Here is a 17,789-nt window from a genome sequence, read left to right as displayed (position 1 = left end):
AAATGTCGCGTTCTCAGTTCCGTTTCCCGGGTTTGAATCATCTTGAATAAAGTCGATGTGATTGGCCAACGCGCATGTTGGCAGGACGCACATCAGCCGCAAAGGTAATACGTAGAATCATTAGGTCTGTTCCTCAAGTTGTTGGTGATCCGCGGATCAATCGTACTCAGACGAAGCGGTCATCGTATGGTAAGAAGTCTTCTTCTACCTGCACTTACGATACCGCAGTAACGTTAGATGCTAGTTTTTGCTGAGATCTCTAGAAGACTTTTCCCAGAATTTCTCAGCCTGCCACCAATCCAGATGCGAAATCGCTGCGAGTGTGACGTCGCCACGCGCCTGCGCTAGCATGAATCGCTTATCGTCTCACGCCGCAGGTCTCGCAAGACTTGCCTCTTACTAGGAATTCGACCTAGAATGGCTATTTGAGACAGTTCACGCTGAGCGGAGGTCCTTAAGTCCAATGCCAATCTATCAAAGCGTGAAGTTCCGTAAGCTCCAGCCGGAAATAATGGACCAGCCAAATCTCGACGTTAGTCGTCATCGACAAGCGCTTCGAGGGTTAGGTCGGATTAATCTTTGGAGTCGCACTGCCAAAATTCTGTGGCGGCCACTTTGCCAATTGCATGCTGAGTTAGGACGGCCCCTGCGAGTTCTCGACCTGGCATGCGGTGGGGGAGATGTTCTTGCGCGATTGGCGGACAAAGCTCAGCACGCAGGACTTCCGATGGAGCTTATTGGGTGTGACATTAGTCAGCGGGCGGTTGAATACGCAAGTCAGCGAGCTAGTTCAGGAAGCGTAAAACTGAGTTTCTTCGTATGTGATGTTTTACAAGAACCTTTGCCAACCGGTTTTGATGTTATTATCTGCTCACTGTTTATGCATCATCTCACCGACGAGCAATGTGCGTCCTTAATGAACAGAATGGCAGATCGGGCAGAAAGGCTTGTTCTTGTAAGCGATCTAGTGCGCAGTCCATTAGGTCTTGTCTTGGCCCACGTCGGCACGCGGCTATTGTCTTTATCACCGGTGGTCCACTTCGATGGACCCCGGTCTGTAGAAGGTGCATATACTTGTCAAGAAATCAGTTGTCTGGCCAAAAATGCCGGACTGATAGGTGCAACTATAGTTGAACACTGGCCGCAACGATTTTTGTTAAGTTGGAGTAAACATTGACTTCTCGGATCAGCAACCTTTGCGAAGTAACTGACCGCCTCTGGGATGTCATTGTCGTGGGAGCCGGTCCAGCGGGTGCACTTGCTGCTCGACAAACTGCTTTATCTGGTGCATCTGTGCTTCTCGTCGAACGTAGAGCATTATCGCGAGGGAAAGTTTGTGGCTGCTGCCTTAATGCAGCTGCTTTGACCACCCTAGCTGATGTGTCACTCGGAGATCTCACACTCAAGTTGCGCGCGATACCGCTCGAGAGATTTTTATTGGCTGGTCGTGGATGCCAAGCTGAACTTGCGTTACCAGGAGGTGTTTCACTTTCACGTGAGGCGCTGGACAGTGCTTTAGTTAAAGAAGCCATTAGTTGTGGCGCGGATTTTCTGCCGGACACGAATGCTCAGCTTGGATCGTCAAAGTGTGGATTTCGCGAGGTGGTACTCAATCATGGAGGTCATCAAGTCACATTCAAGACTAAGTTGGTATTGGTAGCCGATGGATTGGGAGGATCATTTCTCGCCAAATACAATGGATCAAGAAGCCCTCAACAAGAGAGTTCGCGCTTCGGAGCCGGAACCGTTTTACCGAAGGCACCTAGATTCATTCGAGACGGCACTGTCTATATGGCGTGTTCAAAAGGAGGATATGTGGGCCTCGTCCTCCTGGAAGATGGTCGGCTGGACGTAGCCGCGGCATTTGATCGTCAGTTCGTACTTGCTACCGGAGGACTAGGACTTGCTGCAGCGAAAATTATTGCGGAGGTTGGTTGGCCAAAGATAAATGAGCTCACCGAGATTCCATGGCGTGGTACGGTAGCTCTGACGAGTTATTCTTCTCGGCTGTCGTGCGACCGAGTTCTGGTCCTTGGCGACGCAGCGGGGTATGTCGAGCCATTCACTGGCGAAGGTATCTCCTGGGCGTTGGCATCGGCCGTCGCGATCGCCCCCTTAGCACTGCAAGCTGTACAACAATGGGACACAAAACTAGAGCAAGAATGGGCAACTTGCTATTCTCGTGTCATCAAAAGTAGACAGGGCATCTGTCGGTTCCTGGCTCGAGCCCTACGCCATCCTCAACTAGTTCGCGCAACAATACGGCTATTAAGCTTTACACCCAAATTGGCTACACCGATTCTGAGGCGCTTGAATGCACCTTTAAGCCTACCGCGAGGCATTCTCGTATGACAGCTGCCATACTCGCTATAGGGACTGCTCTCCCCGACGCAATCATCGACAAAGAGGACGCCCTGTTGCTGGCACGTTCTCTCTGCAATGGGACTGACGAACAAGAAACTTGGTTGTCGGCGATTTATGCTGGCTCAGGAATTAACACACGGCGATTTTGTTTAGGCGACCAGGTAGTCCGAGACGTGATAGAGGGTACAAATTACTCTCACTCCGTTTTTCTACCAAAGAACATACCAGCCTATCGAGGACCGACCACTGCGCAGCGCATGGAACTTTATAAACTATTAGCACCACCACTGGCCATGCAAGCTAGTAGAAATGCGCTAAAGCAAGGTTCAATCGGCAACGACGAGATTAATCATGTGGTGACAGTCTCGTGTACCGGTTTTATGGCTCCTGGCATTGATGAAATACTCATCGAAAGCCTTTCGCTCTCGCGTGGAGTTGAGCGTACCCATATCGGATACATGGGCTGCCATGGAGCGATGAACGGACTCAGGGTTGCCAAGGCTTATGTTGATGCCAACCCCCAGGCACGTGTGTTGCTTTCAACGGTCGAACTCTGTTGTCTCCATTATTATTATGGTTGGGATCCCCAAAAAATAATCGCCAATGCACTGTTCGCCGATGGCGCGGCCGCGGTGATCGTCGGACCTGCAATTGCTGAGACCAACTGGAAACTATCGGCCACAGGAAGCTGTGTATTTCCCGATTCGCGAAGCGCGATGACCTGGAACATCGGGGATCACGGTTTTGAAATGACACTTTCAAAACAAGTTCCGGCCATCATAAACGATAGTTTACGTTCCTGGTTAAAAAACTGGTTGTGCCTACATGGTCTGTCCCTCGAAGAGGTGAAATCGTGGGCGGTGCACCCCGGCGGGCCTCGCATTCTCAACGCCGTCGAGGAAGGTCTTCAGTTGGGCATAAATGGCTTGACAACCTCGCGAGAAATACTCGCAGATTTTGGGAATATGTCATCTTCTACAATTCTGTTCATTTTGGATCGAATGCAAAAACAGAAAGCACCTCGGCCATGCGTGGCACTCGGTTTTGGTCCAGGGCTTGCATTAGAGGCCGCACTATTTGAGTAAAGCGTGCCTGCTGTCGGGCCGCTTCACGAAGTCATCATCGCCGCGCTGAGTATCAATTCGCCGTCTTCGAGAGACGCTCGCTAAGATTTCTTGCAGATTCCCGAACTTAGTGGGCTTAATCAAGTAGTGATCGAAGCGGTCTCCTGTGAACGCTGCACGTTCAAATCCCGTCGGTATCCAGTAATGGCGACCAGCACCACCTTCTGGAGGATTGGTTGCTGACGCATCCGTTTCGCGACTTCAAAACCGTCCATTCCCGGCAAGCCGAAACTTCACTTCGACAACGATAGTGACAGGATTAAATCCAGTTTGGTGCGGTTCACGTCATTTTGAGTCTCACCAAGCCCAAGCAGATTCTCCACCTGCGCTAGAAGTGCCACAATTAGAGGCATCCCATTTGCACTTCACATTGTGTTGAATCGCTTGCGCTCTGCGACGTTTCTGACCCGCAGCACATGGTAAGGGTTGAAATCCCCTTCAACGATCTTTTTTCTTGCTGCTCGGGAAATCCAGCAGGCACGCGTAAGCATCCTTAATCGTTCCAACCCGAGAGTGGGGATGCTGTAATTCCTTCTCAGACCTCTTTCACTTGGAGTAACATATGAAAATGACTTTGAAATCTGGCGCCATGTTTGTGATGGCTTTGTCGTTGTCGGCAGTATCTGCGTTTGGCCAAACGCAAACTCAAAGGTACAACCAGCCTGGCGCCGTCACCGCGAATCGACCAGTCGTGGGCGGCGAGAAGATGGGTATTCTTGAGACGGCCAAGGAAGCCGGTACCTTCAACACACTGACTGCCGCAATTAAAGCGGCTGGTCTTGAGGAAACGTTGAAGGGCAAAGGCCCCTTTACAGTGTTTGCCCCTACGGACGAGGCCTTTGCCAAGCTTCCTGCCGGTACGGTGGAAAAGTTGCTCGAGCCAGGCAACAAGGAAAAGTTGGCAGGGATTCTCAAATACCATGTCGTGTCAGGCGACGTAAAAGCTGACAAAGTCAAGGAAATGGATTCCGCGGAGACCGTCAACGGCAAGAAGGTCACCATCAAAACCGAGGGCGAAACCGTGATGATTGACAATGCCAAGGTCGTGAAGGCCGACATCGCCTGCAAGAACGGTACGATCCACGTGATCGATTCTGTTCTCATGCCGAAAGAGTAGTCTTTGACTTTCTCTCTGATGGCACGCATGCACGGCTGGCAGAAATCTGTCAGCCGTGTTCGCATTAACTCATTGGGCTGGGGTGTTGAGACTGTCCGGCTTCGCAAAATGCACTGCTAGGTAAGCCCAATGGATTCGGGTAAGAAATCTTGCCGAAATCTCAGTGCGCCCCGCACTGCTTCCACGCAAGCCGATGGCAAGCGTGAGTTGCTCAGTTTGTGAATCGCGGTTGAAAATTGCGGCGCTTGGCGGTCGAGGAAGAGGGGTTTGGGGAGCTTGTTCTGGTGACAGAGATCCTGAAAACAGCGTGCGTAATGTCGGTTCGTCCTGGGCTCCCGGCCAGTGCCTTCAAAAAACTCGGCAGATTTTGCCTCTGCAAGGGTAAATAGTATGGTGCCATAAGATCCGTCGCAATTTAAGGAAACTTCATCGCGACAAATTCACTTCATGCTGTCCTGAAGTGTCGGTCGGTGGTGGAACTTCGGGATCAATACCGTGCCGCGGATATCCCCATGATGTGATTCAAATCACCATCGACAACCGGCGATTCAGAGAAGCCCGACATTGAAACTCGGCCGAAGAATTCAGCCGCCCAGTGTGCCTACCTACCAATAACTCCGCAGGCGCTCAGCGTCGACCGTCGCTCGCAACTCAGATGCCTGCTCAGGGACTGGGTTGGATTGTAGACACATTGAGGTTGATATTGTCCCCTCAAGCTTAAACATTCGCAGACCTACTCGGTGGATGACTTAAGAAACTGACAGATATTCGCAGTGACCTGATCGGCCTCCTCACGCTGAATCCAATGTCGCGCTCGGTCTACCCGGATGGTCCAAATAATCCTAAATCTTTTGAACAACGCCGCCAAATATAGCGAGCCCCAACAGAGCATCCGGCTGATTGCTCGTTTAGATCGCAATCACGTTGAGCTAAGAGTTCGAGACCATGGAATTGGCATTCCAGCCGACAAACTTCGAAATATTTTTGAACCGTTCACGCAAGTTGATCCTTCGTGGCAATGGACGCAAGGCGGGATGGGCATCGGATTGTCGCTGGTAAAGGAATTCGTCGAGCTGCATGGCGGCACTGTCGAGGCTCGCAGTTTGGGTCTAGGTCAAGGCAGCGAGTTCCTCGTCCGGTTGCCTGTGGCTGCGGAAGATGTGGCTGAACCAGAGGTCTCTGCAGAGAATACCCCCGGGCCATGCTGCCGCGTGCTCGTTGTGGACGACAATCGGGACGCCGCCGCAACACTTTCCATGATTCTCAAGCGAATGGGACATGAAGTGCGAACTGCCTATGAGGGAGAAACCGCCGTGACCCAAGCCGAAGAATTTCGACCGGAATTGGTCCTGATGGATCTCGGCATGCCAAAAATTGACGGCTACGAGGCTGCTCGTCGTATACGTGAACAGCCGTGGGGAAAGAGGATATTTCTGGTAGCTCTTACCGGGTGGGGGGCCGCAGAGGATCGTCAGCGTACAAAAGACGCCGGCTTCAACTCTCATCTAGTAAAGCCAGTGGGCATGGACATCCTCATAAGGCTGCTTGCTGAAATTCCAACTCGCGAGAAATAAAGTAACCCATAAAATCATTCTCCCGAGTAACGGTACGTTCTAAAATTTCTCATCTTAAGACGAATCCCGCAATCTATCTGAGAACTCTAAATAACGAACATAGAATATCGCTTTTTACCAATGACGAACCGACCGTGCCCATCCTTGGGCATTTGGCGGTCGCGTGATTATAACCCTTCTCCAAAGCCCCGCCGGCAACAAAAGATCGACGAATGGATTTATAGCTGTAACCGCCAAGCGGGTTATAGGTAGGCAGGCTCTTCGAACGGGAGGCAAATGGCAAAGCCACACTGCGAACGAAAGGGGATAGAAAGCGATCGAGCGTTGGGGATGTGATCCCACTTGGCGCGAATAACGATCGAATGAACGCAATGTTAATTGTTCAAGGACCAGAAACCGTGTATGAGCCACAGGCGGGGCAATTGAACCCTGCGAATGCATTCAAATGATGACAAACTCGATCGGGCTGAAACAGTTGCAGTAAGTTTGCTACTTTTCATCATCAACCATAAAGATGTCCCCGACCCGCGGCGCAAACGAATCGTCGAGTCGGAGTACGAACCCGTAGTCTCTCTTGTAACGCACCGGCTGAAAACGATAAGGTTCGCCGTCTGGATTCTCAAAGGCAGAATCCCGCCCTTAATGGGCTTTGGCATAAGTACTTGCCAATCCAAGCACTGCGCTATTCTCGACATGTAGCTTAGGAGGGCGTGTCATTTGTGAAATGTGCATGTTTTCTTAGTGACATGCTTGGACCTTCTGTGGAGAATCTAAGTAACAAGCCGCCAGAAATGTATTGAGAGGTACCCAACAAAATTTGTAGCTCTTTGAATATCCACATAAGGTCAGGCTTCTAAGATCGACACGATAGTCCAAACTGATATCGCAGATTGACTATCTTAACATGCAACTATTCACTCTCAGTCTGAGGCAGGGTATCTAACGTCCCTGAGCTCGATCTCGGGCCAGCGGTGGGTAAATATCTTGTGGCCATGGGGCCCCCCCAGACTCCGATTAAAAATTATTAGGATCAGCCCGAAATTATTATCTCGCGTCTGCGGCTTCAGAAACCCACTCTCACGCGTCTAAGGTTAGTCTGGATGGAAACCAGAGTCTGACACACGCCGCCCTACCTAAGCGTTCTCATGCGTTCCAGGGAGTATTCTTCACGTGGCCAAGAACTCCCTCAAGGAACATCAACCTTAGTCTCTTGCAATCAGACGCAAAGTGTTGCATTTCATCGCGAGCTTCGCATCTCAATACGTAACCGGTCAACGATGGTCTGTTCGCTGACCGGTTACGTATCTTTTCTCAGCCAATTCGACGTGCCACTTCTTGCCCCTTAGCCAGATCGCGCTCTGCATAGACCTGGGTGACATCGGCCGCACTGTGGCCCAGGATGATCTGAGCTGCCTCCAGGCCAAACTGCTTGCGGATCTGTGTGGCCGCGGCGTGGCGGAGTTGATTGGGCGACCAGCGGTGATCGGATTGCCACTTTTTCAGCTCGGTAATCTGTAGAATCGTCATGTCGTCGCGAAGCTTTGATCCCAGCTCCGGGTGTGGGAACGCTTTGTCACACGCCCGGTGGATTGCGTGGCGGTAACTGTTGGTATCGTAGCGTTCACCAGCAGTCCATTTGGGTTTCAGCTTTCGGTTGGTGCCCCGCCCGTTGCCGTAGCTCAAAGGGGTTTTTCTGACACGGTGCTGTTCAGCACGCCGCCGCTGTTCGCTATCACAAGGCCGAAAGCAGTAGCATTGAGCATCCCTCGCCAAATACCGGAAGAGGATTTCTTGAGCTTTGGGTCCAAGGGGCACAATCCGGTCGCGGCCACGATGCTCGGTCTTATGTGTGGAAGGGCGGTACAGCCAGACTGCCGCAGTACGATCGATATTGCCTGGTTTTAGAATACACACCTCAGCCGGACGCATCCCTGTGATTCGTTGGAGTCGAACCATGTCGGCAACTACTTCAGGTAGGCAGGGTAGCTGAGTCGGAAACTGAGTTTGATGGCACTTTGATTTTCGACCCGAGTTTTTGAAACGTTAGCGCCTGAAGATTAATCGGCCACGAGACTTACGGCGGCCAGTGCTGCCAAACGAAGGTTACTGACCAAGCGATCCTGAACGCGCCTTCGATGGCAAGACTCCAAAGTGCCTCTTGTAGTCCGCAGCAAAGTTGCCGAGGTGGCGATAGCCCCAATTTACGGCAACATCGCGGACGGTTACTCGTTGATTACTCGCCAGCTTGAGGTCCGCCTTGACGGCGTTGAGGCGCAGCATGCGAAGGTATTCGATGGGGCCGATGCCAAACCGCTCGCGAAAGGCGTACTGGATTGTTCTCGCGGAGACGCCGAGTTCCTCGCACATGTCGATGAGGCCGATCGGCGAAGCGAGATGCTCCCGTAGATACTCTTCTCCTCGGCGGATTATCGTTGCGCGATTGCCCCGCGGTTTGTTGGCGCCCGCCCCATTCCGCGAACTGATGACATTAAGGGCAGCCATGACGCATTCCTGTTCAATCGCACAGTCATCGCATGACTCTAACTCGTTGGTATCCAACGCGGATCTCTCTGTAATGCGTTTCACTAGTTGTTTCAACGCGACGAGTTCAGTGGGTTCGACGCGGTGACATTGCCAGTTGATCCGCGTAGGATCTCCATCAAACCGCAACGCGTTAGCAGCGGCTTTCCGAAGCAAGCCCACACTGACCGAGACAGTGATAATCTCAGCGCCACGCGCGGCGAGATTGTCGACGCCGACATCGGCCCCGCGAACGACAATATGATTCTCATCGTATTGGCGCCCTTGCCAACGACACCTTTCATTTCGCGTCGTGATCGGGCTGAAGTCAATCCAACCCGGCTGGCTAGCTCCGCGGGTCAAGAGAATTTGATCAGTGGTTCCTCGAAAGACTCTGACGCTCTGGCCCTGAACGACCTGGACCGTGCCGTGAAAACGCCCGGCAGAAACTTGCTGAAACTGCCCCTTCCAGCCTGGGTAAAGACGGATGAGATCGTCGACGTCGTGCGTGATTAACTTGAAGTCGACCAGTGGCGCAAGCGATGAAATCGTCCGGGGTGTTGGTTCGCGTACGTTGCTCATCAAGCCTAAAGCGTCATTCCTGAAATTGCGTCTTTTGGATACTGGGGCCCCGGCCTGATGAATCCCCGTGCAGGCAGAAGGGAGAGACTATAGAATAAATTGCAATTTCTCTTCTGACAATTGGCAAGTCGAAATGAGGACGCCGTCGGCTTCTCGGGGAGCCCTTGGCCATAGCGCATTGGACCACATTGTCGGCCGACTGCCCTCTCGACTCGCCGGAGTAACGTAACGTGTACCGATGTTATTTAACGACTCTCGTCGCTGCCCTCACGGCAGTGGTCATCAGCGTACCATCGTCTTCATGGGCGCAATCTAGGCCCAACATCCTTGTCATCATGGCCGACGACGTGGGCTGGATGAACGTTTCGTCGTACGGCGGCGACGTTATGGGCGTCGAGACGCCCAACATTGACCGCATCGGCCGCGAAGGTCTCCGGCTGACCTCGTTCTACGCACAGCCGAGTTGTACCGCAGGTCGAGCCGCGTTCCTGACCGGCCAACTTCCCGTCCGCACCGGATTGACCACCGTCGGCACGCCCGGCTCGCCCGCTGGTCTGCAAAAGGAGGACGTCACACTCGCAGAAATCCTCAAGGCCAAGGGTTATTCGACCGCTCAATTCGGCAAGAACCACCTCGGTGATCTTGAAGAGCATCTGCCGCACCGGCATGGGTTCGACGAGTACTTTGGAAACCTTTACCACCTCAACGGCAATGAGGACTTAGAAGACCCCGACCGCCCGACGGACCCAGCGTTCCGCAAAAAGTTTGACCCGCGCGGGGTTATCTCTGGCACCGCCGAGGGCCCGACGAAGGATGAAGGTCCGCTGACGACGAAGCGGATGGAAACCTTCGATGACGAAATCGTCGCCAAGTCGCTCGATTTCCTGGACCGTAAGGCGAAAGACAAGCAGCCCTTCTTCCTCTGGCACTGCTCCGCGCGCCTCCATGTGTTCTTTCACTTTAAAGACGGCGTTCGCGGCAAGTCCCGGGCGGGTCGGGAGGACGTTTACGGCGACGCGCTCGCTGAGCATGACGGGCACGTCGGCCAGCTCTTGGCGAAGCTCGACGAAACGGGCCTCGCCAAGAATACCATCGTCGTCTACGTGACCGACAACGGCGCGTACCAGTACATGTGGCCCGAAGGGGGCACGAGCCCGTTTCGCGGCGACAAGGGCACCACTTGGGAAGGCGGCGTGCGCGCCCCGTGCCTTATCCGCTGGCCCGGCGCCCCCGGAGGGCGCGTCTCCAGCGAAATCGTCGACATGACAGACTTGCTGCCGACGTTGGCGTCCGCCGCCGGCGAACCCGATGCTGTAGCGAAGCTGAAACAAGGCGCAGACTACGGCGGCAAGCCCTACAAGGTCCACCTGGACGGCTACGACCAGACCGCATTGTTCACGGGGGAGAGCGACAGGTCGGCTCGCAAGTTTGTCTTTTACTACGACGAGACCGTCCTGACAGCCATCCGGTACGACGCGTTCAAGGTCAGCTTCTCCATCAAAGAAGGAGGCCACTGGGATGATCCGCTGGTGGGTCTCGGCCGCCCGCTCATCACGAATCTGCGTATGGACCCCTTCGAGCGGCAAACCGGCGACGTGAATCGCCAGTATGCGGAGCATAAGACTTGGGTACTGACCCCGATTGTGGGAATTGTCGAACAGCACCTGATGACCTTCCAAGAATTCCCCATCCGCCAACTCGGTCTCAGCGCACAGATGGGTAAGACCATCGAGGGTATCCAGTCCCAGATTCTCAAGATCAAATCGCAACATTAACTCAGTGAGCCTCACATTCATGAGTTCGAAAACTTCGATCGCTGTTGTCAGCCTTGCGCTCAGCGCATTGCTCGCGTCAGTAACACTCGCTCAGGAAATCCTACCGTTTCCGCCGACGCCGTCTGGCTCGACACCGGGGCTTACGATCCAGGATTCCACCTACAAGAAACGCGTCGAGCCTAAGCGACTTACCGAAGGTGCACCCAACATCCTGATCATCCTGATGGACGACGTGGGGCCGGGCACGCCGTCGACTTACGGCGGGGAGATCAACACGCCGACGCTCGATCGCGTGGCGAACATGGGAATCTCGTTCAATCGTTTCCACTCAACGGCCATGTGCTCGCCCACGCGGGCAGCATTGCTCTGCGGGCGAAATCACACGCGGGTCGGCAATGGGCAGATTGCCGCGATCGCCAATGACTTTGACGGCTTCAGCGGCACCATTCCGAAGTCTTCGGCGACCGTCGCCGAAGTGCTCAAGAACTACGGCTACAACACGGGGGCCTGGGGGAAGTGGCATAACACTCCCGAAGAGCAGATCACAAACAAGGGACCCTTCGATTACTGGCCGACGGGCTATGGGTTCGAGTATTTCTACGGCTTCCTCGCCGGCGAAGCCTCGCAGTATGAACCGACCCTGACACGCAACACCACGGCCGTAACCGAGCATCTTCCGAAAGACTATCACCTGTCCGACGACATCGCGACGGATGCCATCACTTGGTTGCGCGAGCAAAACGCCTACGCGCCGGACAAGCCCTTCTTTATGTATTGGGCGCCGGGCGCCTCGCACGGCCCGCACCAAGTCATGAAGGAATGGGCCGACAAGTATAAGGGTAAGTTCGACGACGGTTGGGACAAGTATCGCGAGCGCGTCTTCGCGAATGCCAAGGCCAAAGGCTGGATCCCGCAGAACGCCCAGCTCACGCCACGCCCCGAATCGATGGCTTCGTGGGATTCAATTCCCGAGGAAGAAAAGCCGTTCCAACGCCGACTGATGGAAGTCTTCGCCGGATTCACCGAGCACGCCGACTATAACGCTGGTCGGGTCATCGCCGAGATCGAGCGTCAGGGCAAGCTCGACAACACCCTCATCTTCTACATTTGGGGTGACAACGGATCCTCGGCGGAGGGCCTTTACGGCACGATCAGCGAGCAACTCGCACAGAACGGAATTCCGACCAAGATATCGCAACATCTCGAAGCTCTGAAGGAACTCGGCGGGCTCGATGCCCTCGGCGGCCCGAAAACTGACAACATGTATCACGCGGCTTGGGCCTGGGCGGGCAGCACGCCTTACAAGTCCACCAAGCTCGTGGGCGCTCACTTTGGCGGCACCCGTCAGCCGATGGCCGTCTCGTGGCCGAAACGTATCAAGGCAGATCCGACGGCACGTCCGCAGTTTCATCACGTCATCGATATCGTGCCGACAATCTACGAATTGACGAAGATTACGCCGCCGCGAATCGTGAACGGGTTTGAGCAGGATTCCATCGACGGCGTCAGCATGGTGTATGCCTTTGACGACGCGAATGCGCCAGGGACGCGGAAGACGCAATTCTTCGACATTATGGCCAGTCGCGGCATCTACCACGATGGTTGGTTCGCGAGTGCCCCCGGTCCCCGCGAACCGTGGGTAGGCGGCCTTCCGAAAGGCATCAAGGAATGGTCTCCGCTCACTGACCGGTGGGAACTCTACAAGATTGACGAGGACTGGAGTCAGGCAAATGACCTAGCGGCAACCAATCCGCAGAAGCTCGAAGAACTGAAGCTGCTCTTCCTGCTTGAATCCACGAAGAACAAGAACCTGCCCATCGGCGGCGGCCTGTGGTCGACCGCCATGTTCCATCCCGAGGACGCGCCCGCTTCATCCCTCACGGAATGGACCTTCGATGGCCCCATGACTCGTATGCCGGAATCCGCTGCGCCCAAGCTGGGCAAAGCGGATAGTCTTGTGACGATGGATGTGGACGTACCCAAGAATGCGAACGGCGTACTCTATGCGCTCGCCGGGTTCTCCGGCGGCATCACTTGCTATGTGAAAGACGGCTTCCTTTGCTACGAGTTCAACTTGTTCGAGATCCAACGCACGAAGCTCAAGTCCAAGAACAAGCTTCCCGCTGGCAAGGTCAAAGTCGAAGTCGAATCCAAACTAGCTGAGAAGATCGGCGGGCCGATGGACGTCACGCTTAGGGTGAATGGCGCAGAAGTGGCGCGGGGTCGAGTGCCCGCGGCGATGTCGCTCCACTTCACCTCCAACGCAACTTTTGATATCGGCACCGATTTGGATTCGCCCGTCTCGCTTGATTACTTCGATCAGGCCCCGTTCGCCTTCAACGGCGCCATCGGCACGACGACGATCAAGTATCTACAAAAATAGGCTGCCCTATATGAAAACGATCATTGCCTTCGTCGTTATGTTTTCTGGACTCGCCTCCGGAGCGTTCGCCGCCACACAGGATGACGGCTCTGTGCTGCCGTTTCCGCCGACTCCCTCCGCCAGCAAGGCCGGGCCAACGCTGCAGGAGTCCGTCCACAAACGTCGCGTTGAGCCGGATCGCCTGCCGCAAGGCGCGCCGAACGTGCTCATCGTGCTGATCGACGACGCGGGCTTCGGCGTGCCGGATACCTTTGGCGGATTCGCGCATACACCGACGCTTTCGAAGCTTCGCAACGAAGGGATCAGCTATAACCGCTTCCACACCACCTCGATTTGCTCGCCAACGCGTGCAGCGCTGCTGACGGGGCGGAATCATCAGCGTGTCGGCAGTGGCACCATCGCCGAGCGTGCGGTCGATTGGGACGGCTACACCGGTGTCATCCCCAAGACCTCCGCAACGGTGGCCGAAGTCCTGAAAAACTATGGCTACAAGACCTCCGCCTTTGGCAAATGGCACAACACACCCGCCGACCAGACCACGGCGATGGGGCCGTTCACCTATTGGCCGACTGGGTATGGTTTTGAGTACTTCTACGGCTTCCTCGCGGGCGAAACATCGCAGTGGGAGCCGCGCCTCGTGGAGAACACCACGGCCATCGAGCCGCCGCACGATGAGACGTATCATCTCACTGAGGACATGGCGGACCAGGGGATCAATTGGCTCAAAAAGCATCGGGCGTTTTCCCCGGACAAACCCTTCTTGATGTATTGGGCGCCCGGCGGAGTCCACGGACCACACCACGTCGCCGCGCAGTGGGCCGACAAGTACAAAGGCAAGTTCGACCAGGGCTGGGACAAACTTCGCGAAGAAATCTTCGCCCGCCAAAAGCAACTCGGTTGGATTCCTGCCAACGCGGAGCTTACGCCGCGCGACCCAACCATGGCCGCTTGGGAAGACATTCCCGAATCAGAGCGCGCTTTTCAGTTACGACTGATGGAACTCTATGCCGGCTTCTGTGAACACACGGATGCCCAAGTCGGCAGGCTGGTTGATTACCTTGACCAGACTGGACAGCGCGAGAACACGATCATCCTCTACATCTGGGGCGACAACGGCAGTTCCGCCGAAGGGCAGAACGGCTCGATCAGCGAACTGCTCGCGCAGAACCAGATCCCCAATACGATCGCCCAGCAAATCAAGGCGCTCGACGAACTCGGCGGCCTCCCAGCCCTCGGCGGTTCTCTCACGGACAACATCTATCACGCAAGTTGGGCTTGGGCCGGCAGCGCACCGTTCCGCTCGACGAAGCTCGTCGCCGCCCACTTCGGCGGCACCCGTAATCCGCTTGTCGTTTCCTGGCCAAAGAAGATCAAGGCCGACAAGACGCCGCGCTCCCAGTTCTACCACGTCAACGACATCGTGCCGACGCTCTATGACGTCATCGGCATCAAGGCACCCAAGGAAGTGAATAGCTTCCCGCAGGATCCCATCGACGGGGTCAGCATGGCCGCCAGTTTCGCTGATGCCCACGCGCCCGAGAACAAGCACGTCCAGTATTTCGACAACAACGGTAGCGACGGCATTTACAAGGATGGCTGGTATGCCTGTACCTTTGGACCGCTCAGCCCGTGGCTGAACGCTCAGCCAGGACTCGATAAGTGGGATTCCTCGAAAGCCGTGTGGGAACTCTACGATCTCACCAACGACTTCACGCAGATGCACGACCTCGCCAAGGAGCAGCCACAGAAAGTCGAAGAAATGAAAAAGCTGTTCCTCGCCCAAGCGGAGGAGAACAAAGTCTTCCCCATCGGAGCTGGCATCTGGCTGCGAATTCATCCCGAAGACCGGCTCAAGTCACCCTACACGAGCTGGACCTTCGACGACACGACGACGCGGATGCCCGAGTTCACGGCTCCCGCCCTAGGCAACCATAGCAACACCGTGACGATCGACCTCGAATGCGGCGCGGAGGCCAGCGGCGTGCTCTACGCCATGGGCGGCGCGGGGGGCGGTCTCACGTGCTACATGGACCAGGGCCATCTCGTTTTTGAATACAACTTGATGATCATTGATCGGTCCATCGCGAAGTCAGCCGAAAAGATTGCGGCGGGCAAGCACACAATCGTGGTGAACACCACACTCAAGGCCCCGAAACCCGGCGCACCAGCCGACATCTTGCTGACGGTGGACGGCAAGGAAGTCGCTCGCACCACCGTGAAGATGACCGTGCCCGCCGCGTTTACTGCAAGTGAAAGCTTTGACGTCGGCACCGACCTCGGCTCGACCGTGTCTCGTGACTACTTCGAACAGCGCCCGTTCAAGTTCAACGGTGAGATCGGAAGGGTCGAGGTATCGCTTAAATAGGTTCGGATTTGCACCGTGCCTAATGCCAGCGTCGATTCTCTTACCTCTCACCGCTGGAGACACTTCGACAACCCACCGTGTTCTCAAACCATGCAGGGATTTCGGAGGCAAGAACTTTCTAAACTGGTTCACCCGTTGAGCGCAAATGTCGAACCGTCATTTCACTCGGGCACTTTAGCGTAATGACACGCCCTCATGGGTCGCGAATGGCATAATCGAGGCGGGCTTCGCTGGCCAGGGCCAGGTTGTTGTCGATATGGTGACGCTATTACCGAGGTCTTCCACACTGCCACTGTCGAGCAAGATGCTTAGCGACAGCGGTTTGTCCAGCCGACCGCAAACGGGCCAGCCACGCTGTGAAGTCTATCGATATGCCTCCCGCACGACAGCGCGCACTCTCTCGCTCAGCCAGTGGGAGCGCTCCGGGATACTCGCTCAAGGACAACTTGCGGGCACTCACGCTCAGCAGATCAGCCGAAGACTTTTTCCAGCAACTCTGCATCCAGCCAAGGTGGGTCCTCGGACGCTTCGCTCTCACTTTCCTCATCCACTGGATCACCCAGGAACTGTGAAGCATCCGAAAACCGTTCAGCAATCGCTTCGACCGGTGCCTCAGCGAAGAAGGCTTGGAGCGCGCGTTCCTCGACGACAGGGCTCTCCCATTCCGGTTGACTCTGGCTCAAGAATTCCCAAGCCATGGCGGCGTCGAGCACAGCCTGATAGTTGCTGAAGGGGTCATCCACAGCGCTTACGAACTGAACTTCCGCTTCGATCGTGTCTTCAACGGCCAGGGTCGCAACCAATGGCCCGGGAACAGTGCCGTACTGCAATTGCCACACGGACAGGTCCGCACCATCGACATCCAGGTCGTTGTCGGCATCGCCCTGGGATTTCACGGCGGTAGGCGCGGGCGTGCCGAAGCCGCGCTGCCAGGCGAGGAAGTCTCTTCCATCGACGTCGCCGTCTTCGTCGAAATCAGCAGAGTCCACCAAGACTATTTGCACTTCGTAGGCCCCGATGTCCACCCGTCCGCCGACGACACGATCGAAACCCAAGCCCCGCTGGTCAAATTCTAGGGGTGTCAAAATGCTCGAATCGCCCGCATTGTAAGCAGGACCACCAGCAAGAATCGCGTGAGTCCATGTCGGTCCTCCATTTTCGGCAAGTTCGCCGAGGAGTGGATCCCCGGTGATGGTGTTAATAAGTCCTGGCCCGCCGCTCCCGTCCTCGACTATGTTGTGAGTGCCACTCAGCAACCCACCGGAAATAAAGATATCCCCGCCAGTACCTGAGTTTGCAACAATAGAGTTATTTAATATGACCGTCGCCGAGCTCCAAATTCCCCCACCACTGTAGTACCCCGAATTGTTGTTGATGGTGCTTGAATTGATCGAGAGGTAGCCACCATAGGCAAATACGCCACCGCCATAGAGGCCGAAATTACCGCTAATGGTGCTGTTTTTGATGGTGACAATGCCCTCACCATAAATACCACCACCTGCACCCGCGGTGCTACGGGAGCTCTCATTCTCTGTGAGAGTACTGTTCTCAACGGTCACAGTACCAATGCTACAAATCCCACCGCCGTATTCGTCGCCCAAATTCTCTAAAAACGTGCTACTTAGCACGGTAAGAGTGCCGTTGCTATATTTGGGCACTCGCACAGACATGTGATGGCTCCTTAGTATTGCAAACGTTTCGAGTAAAACTACTCGAACAATCGCGTTAAGGCGCCGCTCTCAGGAACATCCTGAGGTATCACAAAGCTTTGATTCGGCAATAGTTACGGTAAGTCGGGCTGACAAGATTTGAACTTGCGGCCTCTGCGTCCCGAACGCAGCGCTCTACCAGGCTGAGCTACAGCCCGCAGGAATGAACCTCGCGGGTTCCGACAATCTCGCAAGTGTATCAGAGGCCTTGCGTGCTCACAAGAACTTCGGCCTGTGGCCTGGGCCGTGGGAATCGCTCGATTCGCGTTGATTTCC

General features: G+C 55.1%; 11 protein-coding genes and 1 tRNA gene. 8 read left to right on the top strand and 4 right to left on the bottom strand.

Going from position 1 to position 17,789, the window contains the following annotated elements:
- Positions 1-463: 463 nt before the first annotated feature.
- The 5 genes from AC6T8Q_RS04330 to AC6T8Q_RS04310 all read left to right on the top strand — a co-directional run bounded on the left by AC6T8Q_RS04330 (position 464) and on the right by AC6T8Q_RS04310 (position 6,179).
- Positions 464-1,177, top strand: a complete 714-nt coding sequence (locus tag AC6T8Q_RS04330; protein WP_500677911.1) for a methyltransferase domain-containing protein — start codon at positions 464-466, stop codon at positions 1,175-1,177.
- Positions 1,174-2,352: an NAD(P)/FAD-dependent oxidoreductase gene (locus tag AC6T8Q_RS04325; protein WP_500677910.1), complete on the top strand. Its 1,179-nt coding sequence runs from the start codon at positions 1,174-1,176 to the stop codon at positions 2,350-2,352. The genes AC6T8Q_RS04330 and AC6T8Q_RS04325 overlap by 4 nt, the downstream gene beginning before the upstream one ends.
- Complete coding sequence (locus AC6T8Q_RS04320) at positions 2,349-3,449, top strand: type III polyketide synthase (RefSeq protein ID WP_500677909.1); 1,101 nt, start codon at positions 2,349-2,351, stop codon at positions 3,447-3,449. The genes AC6T8Q_RS04325 and AC6T8Q_RS04320 overlap by 4 nt, the downstream gene beginning before the upstream one ends.
- A gap of 601 nt (positions 3,450-4,050) precedes the next feature.
- Complete coding sequence (locus tag AC6T8Q_RS04315; protein WP_500677908.1) at positions 4,051-4,605, top strand: fasciclin domain-containing protein; 555 nt, start codon at positions 4,051-4,053, stop codon at positions 4,603-4,605.
- An 827-nt stretch (positions 4,606-5,432) separates the two neighbouring features.
- Positions 5,433-6,179 carry a hybrid sensor histidine kinase/response regulator gene (locus AC6T8Q_RS04310; protein WP_500677907.1) on the top strand — a complete coding sequence of 249 codons (747 nt, stop codon included), beginning with the start codon at positions 5,433-5,435 and terminating at the stop codon, positions 6,177-6,179.
- A gap of 1,311 nt (positions 6,180-7,490) precedes the next feature.
- Here AC6T8Q_RS04310 and AC6T8Q_RS04305 read toward each other — a convergent pair.
- Positions 7,491-8,135, bottom strand: coding sequence for a tyrosine-type recombinase/integrase (locus tag AC6T8Q_RS04305; RefSeq protein WP_500677906.1), 645 nt, complete (start codon positions 8,133-8,135; stop codon positions 7,491-7,493).
- 147 nt (positions 8,136-8,282) lie between these two features.
- Complete coding sequence (locus AC6T8Q_RS04300) at positions 8,283-9,281, bottom strand: helix-turn-helix domain-containing protein (RefSeq protein ID WP_500677905.1); 999 nt, start codon at positions 9,279-9,281, stop codon at positions 8,283-8,285.
- A gap of 230 nt (positions 9,282-9,511) precedes the next feature.
- Between AC6T8Q_RS04300 and AC6T8Q_RS04295 the strand changes: the two genes are divergently transcribed.
- The 3 genes from AC6T8Q_RS04295 to AC6T8Q_RS04285 are packed head-to-tail and all read left to right on the top strand — an operon-like array spanning position 9,512 to position 15,804.
- Positions 9,512-11,056, top strand: a complete 1,545-nt coding sequence (locus AC6T8Q_RS04295) for an arylsulfatase (protein ID WP_500677904.1) — start codon at positions 9,512-9,514, stop codon at positions 11,054-11,056.
- A 19-nt stretch (positions 11,057-11,075) separates the two neighbouring features.
- Positions 11,076-13,439, top strand: a complete 2,364-nt coding sequence (locus AC6T8Q_RS04290; RefSeq protein ID WP_500677903.1) for an arylsulfatase — start codon at positions 11,076-11,078, stop codon at positions 13,437-13,439.
- Positions 13,440-13,449: 10 nt separating this feature from the next.
- A complete protein-coding gene (locus tag AC6T8Q_RS04285; RefSeq protein WP_500677902.1) occupies positions 13,450-15,804 on the top strand; it encodes an arylsulfatase in 2,355 nt (784 codons plus the stop codon).
- Between the two features lie 470 nt (positions 15,805-16,274).
- On the opposite strand, the gene AC6T8Q_RS04280 is transcribed toward AC6T8Q_RS04285, so the two are convergent.
- Together AC6T8Q_RS04280 and AC6T8Q_RS04275 are read right to left on the bottom strand one after the other, a co-directional pair.
- Positions 16,275-17,474 carry a choice-of-anchor Q domain-containing protein gene (locus AC6T8Q_RS04280; RefSeq protein ID WP_500677901.1) on the bottom strand — a complete coding sequence of 400 codons (1,200 nt, stop codon included), beginning with the start codon at positions 17,472-17,474 and terminating at the stop codon, positions 16,275-16,277.
- Positions 17,475-17,597: 123 nt separating this feature from the next.
- A tRNA-Pro gene (locus AC6T8Q_RS04275) sits at positions 17,598-17,671 on the bottom strand.
- Positions 17,672-17,789 lie beyond the last annotated feature (118 nt).

The organism is Bythopirellula sp. (genome assembly GCF_041737835.1).
Lineage (GTDB): Bacteria > Planctomycetota > Planctomycetia > Pirellulales > Lacipirellulaceae > Bythopirellula.
The sequence above is the reverse complement of the archived record's forward strand: the minus strand, read 5'-3'. Positions and strand labels throughout refer to the sequence as shown.

Coding starts and splice junctions, on each gene's coding strand:
- AC6T8Q_RS04330 (WP_500677911.1), top strand. CDS start 464: ATGCCAATCTATCAAAGCGTGAAGTTCCGTAAGCTCCAGCCGGAAATA.
- AC6T8Q_RS04320 (WP_500677909.1), top strand. CDS start 2,349: ATGACAGCTGCCATACTCGCTATAGGGACTGCTCTCCCCGACGCAATC.
- AC6T8Q_RS04315 (WP_500677908.1), top strand. CDS start 4,051: ATGAAAATGACTTTGAAATCTGGCGCCATGTTTGTGATGGCTTTGTCG.
- AC6T8Q_RS04310 (WP_500677907.1), top strand. CDS start 5,433: ATGGTCCAAATAATCCTAAATCTTTTGAACAACGCCGCCAAATATAGC.
- AC6T8Q_RS04305 (WP_500677906.1), bottom strand. CDS start 8,135: ATGGTTCGACTCCAACGAATCACAGGGATGCGTCCGGCTGAGGTGTGT.
- AC6T8Q_RS04300 (WP_500677905.1), bottom strand. CDS start 9,281: ATGAGCAACGTACGCGAACCAACACCCCGGACGATTTCATCGCTTGCG.
- AC6T8Q_RS04290 (WP_500677903.1), top strand. CDS start 11,076: ATGAGTTCGAAAACTTCGATCGCTGTTGTCAGCCTTGCGCTCAGCGCA.
- AC6T8Q_RS04285 (WP_500677902.1), top strand. CDS start 13,450: ATGAAAACGATCATTGCCTTCGTCGTTATGTTTTCTGGACTCGCCTCC.
- AC6T8Q_RS04280 (WP_500677901.1), bottom strand. CDS start 17,474: ATGTCTGTGCGAGTGCCCAAATATAGCAACGGCACTCTTACCGTGCTA.